Source organism: Rhizorhapis sp., assembly GCF_035276005.1.
GTDB lineage: Bacteria > Pseudomonadota > Alphaproteobacteria > Sphingomonadales > Sphingomonadaceae > Rhizorhapis.
Genome location: NZ_DATEMB010000034.1, coordinates 1 through 4537, shown reverse-complemented (window position 1 = coordinate 4537; position 4537 = coordinate 1). Strand labels below are relative to the sequence as shown.

3 protein-coding genes are annotated in these 4537 nt (G+C 56.4%); 1 reads left to right on the top strand and 2 read right to left on the bottom strand.

Annotation, left to right across the window (positions count from 1 at the left end; translation table 11 throughout):
• On the bottom strand, positions 1-171 hold a 171-nt coding region (locus tag VJS46_RS08030; protein WP_324059323.1), incomplete at its 3' end, for a transposase.
• A gap of 155 nt (positions 172-326) precedes the next feature.
• Positions 327-1178 (bottom strand): TIGR03619 family F420-dependent LLM class oxidoreductase, encoded by an 852-nt coding sequence (locus VJS46_RS08025; RefSeq protein WP_324059321.1) that lies wholly within the window; start codon positions 1176-1178, stop codon positions 327-329.
• A 727-nt stretch (positions 1179-1905) separates the two neighbouring features.
• Here VJS46_RS08025 and VJS46_RS08020 point away from each other — a divergent pair.
• Positions 1906-4122, top strand: a complete 2217-nt coding sequence (locus tag VJS46_RS08020) for a TonB-dependent receptor (RefSeq protein ID WP_324059319.1) — start codon at positions 1906-1908, stop codon at positions 4120-4122.
• Positions 4123-4537 lie beyond the last annotated feature (415 nt).

Here is a 4537-nt window from a genome sequence, read left to right as displayed (position 1 = left end):
CGGGCCATAGAGCGGCGGACAGTCGCCCCACCGCCCACCGCTTTGCAGCGCATGGACGATCCCTGAAAGAACCCGGCGATCATCCACACGCTTCATTCCCCGCGTGCCGGTCGGTAGCAACGGCTCGATCCGTGCCCACTGGACATCCGAAAACCAAAAGAAATCCGCCATTCCCAACGCCTCCCTCGCAAGCGGCGTTGAATCACACTCGGCGGAATATGGGAATCCCGTTAATGGGTCCGGACCCTAGTTTTTCTAAAGAACATAGAATAGTATTAATGTCTATTTTTAGGGATCAATTCCAACAACTCAACAATTGTCATAGATCACGGCACCGCGGCTTTCAGAGTCTTGCCGACCTCGATCACCTCGCTCACGGCGGCGTCGCTTGTGGCACCCGGGGCAGAGTTGACCGTTATGTGCGTAATTCCAAGCCCCTGAAGACGCTGCGCTTCAGTGACCAGGGCATCCGGCCCCTCCTTCCCCACCGTCATCGAGCCCATTAGCATGATAGAATTCGGATCCCTGCCGGCCTCCGAGACATATTCCTTAAAACGGGGCAATGCGTCGGTCGATCCTCCGAGCGGCATCCAGCCATCCCCCAGGGCGGCCGCGCGTCGCATCGCTGCTTCACCAAATTGCGATCCAAACCAGATCGGGATGGGATTCTTCGGCAGGCGGGCAAGACCCATCTCATCGATCTCGTGGAATTCGCCTTTGAAGGTCACGAGCGGCTGGCGCCAATATAGTTTCAGCAACTCGACCTGCTCTGCCAGACGCGCGCCGCGTTTATGCACGTCCTGCCCAGCCGCCCTATATTCGGCTTCCTGCCAGCTGATGCCGACTCCAAGTTCGAAACGATTATTGGACAGGAATGCGAGCTCTGCCGCCTGCCTTGCCACAGCCGCCGTTTCCCGCAACGGCAAAATCAGGACTTGGCTTAGGAAGTGAATCCGGGAGGTGGTTGCCGCGAGATAGGAAAATAGGACGAACGGGTCCAGAAAAGGCGCGGCATATTGGTAATCGGGACGCCCTGGATAGCGTCCGGGTCGGGCGGACAATAAATGCCCGGCAAGTGCGATGTAGTCGAATCCAGCGTCTTCATAAGCTTGAGCAAGATCGCGGGTCTGGTGCGCGCTACGCACATCCGCCGTCGGAAATACAGCACCGTATCGCATCAGGGGGCTTCCTATTGCACTGCTAGCCAATCGACGGTCGGCTCTCCCCAGCAGCCTTGTGAGAGCGTTCGGCACCTGACGTAGGACATAGCAGCACGACGAGGCAACATATCCCCAGCGATGATCTGCCGGCCGACAACCGGCAGCATTCCACTATCGTCCGGTTCGTCACGAGGCGAGCGCGCCATTGCGTCCAGCTACCCGATCTCGCTTCACAATTTGACATTGGGAAGTTTTTTGCTATCAGTATTCCGACACCGAGGGCAATAGCACCCGATCAAGCAATAACAGATTGCAAGGGAGAAATCAGGAAGGGGGATTCGTGTGCTGCCGACATTCGTTTCTGCTTGAGCATCAGGGCTCTAAGTCCAGGATACGGCCGCTCGCAGTGCGCCTCGGGCCGCAAAGACGGCATCGCGAGATAGTCCTAACCGCGGCGCTCCCCACACGACACATGTAGTATTTCGGATCGACTAACAGTTTGACATTGCGCCGGTTCGAGCAGACGAATGATGAAAAGAATGTATTGGGAGGAGGAATGACGTCCTGACGCGCGATGCGCGATAGACCTCACATTGGACATGTACGTCCAAGCTTCACCCATGAATAGCATAGCAGGTGCCCATGAGAGTGCGGGCGATCCCCTCGGAATGGGTATCGTCGATAAGTACATAGCGGAAGTGGTCGCGAGTTCCGTTTATTATTTTGACGATGGCAGGAGTGGATAATGCGCATCAAATCGAAGTTGATCTCCGTATCGCTCGTAGCCGTTACGTATGCGACGGCTGCAAACGCTCAAGTCCCCTCGGAACCACCGGCGTCCGGCGCAGCCCAGGATGAGGGTATTGCCGATATAGTGGTGACCGCGCAGAGACGCGCTGAATCGGCTCAGGACGTCCCCATTGCGGTTACCGCTTTCACCGGCGATCAGTTGGATAAGCTGGGCGTCACTTCGGCGGACGATCTTCCGGCTGCTGTTCCAGGACTCACGATCAGTCCGAACGGTGGACGCGCTCCCATCTTTCTTCGCGGCGTGGGTAACAACATCTATAGCACCACGCCCGCGGTGCTGACATTCATCGACGGCGTATATCATCCATTCGGCAACACTGGCGGCGCCGACTACAGCAATATCCAAAGCATCGAAGTCTTGAAGGGACCGCAGGGGACGCTATTCGGCCGGAACGCGACTGGTGGCGTCATCCAAATCAGGACGAAAAGCCCATTTGACTGGCAGGGTGTTGATGCGGAAATCGGCTATGCCAACTACGACACTATAAGCACCCGGATCTACGCCGCAGCTAAACTGTCAGAAAACGTCGCAGCCGATGTGTCCGGCTTCTACCTGAACCAGGATGACGGATGGGGTACGAACTTCTTCGACGGAAAGGACATCTATACTCAGAAGAGATACGGAGTTCGCGGCAAGTTCGTCGCGCAGATCGACGATACCTTCGATGCGACCGTTACCGCCGATTATTCCAATCGCCGGAGTCAGATCGGCAACGCCTGGTCACCCGCAGTTGGCTATGACTTCCTATTTGATAGTTCCAACGGTCAGAAGATTTTTCTTGGTCCGTACGATATAGACGCCAATCAGAACCCACGGAATTGGTCGAAGGAATGGGGCACGTCGTTGACGCTGGACAAGCGCATTGGAGACATCAAGCTCCTCAGCATTTCTTCTTATCGCAAAGTGAACGAATATTTCCTGGTTGACGATGATGGAGGCCCGAATCCGTTCTTCTGGCTGGATCGCCAGGACCGCCAACGAGTCTTCACTCAGGAATTCCAAATCAGCGGCAATAGCGATCGGTTTAACTGGGTAGCCGGCCTCTATTACTATGATGCGAGGAACAGGATCACCGGCCCAACGTTCGCCGGTCCCTTTTCGGAGTTTATATTTGGTGCGGCGCTGGGTGAGGCGTTCGTTCTTCACCAAGTCGACCGGATCAAGGCCTATGCCGGCTATGCGCAGGGCACCCTGGAAGTCCTGCCCCGAACAAACCTGACGCTTGGCGCACGCTATACCATCGAAAAGCGCCGGCTCGAGGGCTTCACGAGCGGCAACACCGGCTTTGGTCTTATTGGCATTCCCGCCAGCCCCAATCCCGGCCAGCAAAAGAAAACGTTCAAGGAGCCCAACTTCCGCGTAGCGCTCGACCACAAATTCACGCCGAACGTCCTTGTCTACGCGTCCTGGAGCCGCGGCTTCAATGCGGGCTTTTTCAGTCAGCAGTCCATCTACGGCTTCAACGACTTCGTGAACCCAGCCCTCAAGCCAGAGATTATCGACGCCTACGAAATCGGCCTCAAGAGCGATCTGCTCAATCGTCGCTTGCGCGTCAATATCTCCGCATTTCTATATGACTACACCAACCTACAACAACAGGTCTACGTGAACGGCGCGGTCAACGTCGTCAACGCAGGCGGTGCCCGAATCAAAGGGATTGACTTTGAGGTGACGGCCCAGCCGGTGCGGGATCTGACTCTGTCAATTGGCGGAACCTATCTGGATACAAAATACACATCTTATCCGGGCGCTCCGAGATATGTGCGCGATCCGGTCAGCGGCGCAGTGGCCGCGAGCGCATTGGAGGCGAAGGGCAACGAAATTGTTCAGGCCCCGGATCTGAGCCTGCAGGCAACGGCAGCCCACACGCTCAACACGGCAATCGGGACCTTCACGACGACCGGGAACCTGAACTACGTAAGCAAGCAATTTGGTGATCCGCACAATGATTTTCCCATTCGAGCCAGAACCTTGATTGGTCTCAACGAGCAATGGGCCTCCGATGACCAGAAGACGACGATAACCCTATGGGTGAAGAACCTGACCAATAAGAAATGGAATACCAATCTCGCCTTGGTTGCGCCCACGGGCGTGATCGGACTGCAAGGCGCGCCAAGGACTTACGGCGTTACCCTCGGCCGAAAATTCTGACCATTGCGAGAACCCCTCGGCTGAATGTCGGCCGAGGGGCATACGGCGCGCGGATGGGACACGTGTTGATGCGATCCACCAAGCTTTGGCCAGGGGTATCTCGCTATGGGCCGCGGCCGAAAGGCGCTCAAAGTCATATCCTTCGGTGAGACGAGGAATCTCCTCGAGAAACTCCATCAGCCCCTGCTCAGGGTTGGGATCCAGATTGACGAAAATAAAGCCGTTCCAGGTGTCGACGTGCACCGGGGTGAGCGCGCAGGCTTTTCGATCGAGACCGTGGAAACCCTCCTCGTCGATCATATTGCGAAGCTCGCCCTGACGGTCGTAGGTCCAGCCATGGTAGTTGCAGACGAATGCGCCGCCGGAGCCGCGCTCCTCCCACACTAATTTGTTCAGGCGATGCTTGCATTGATTG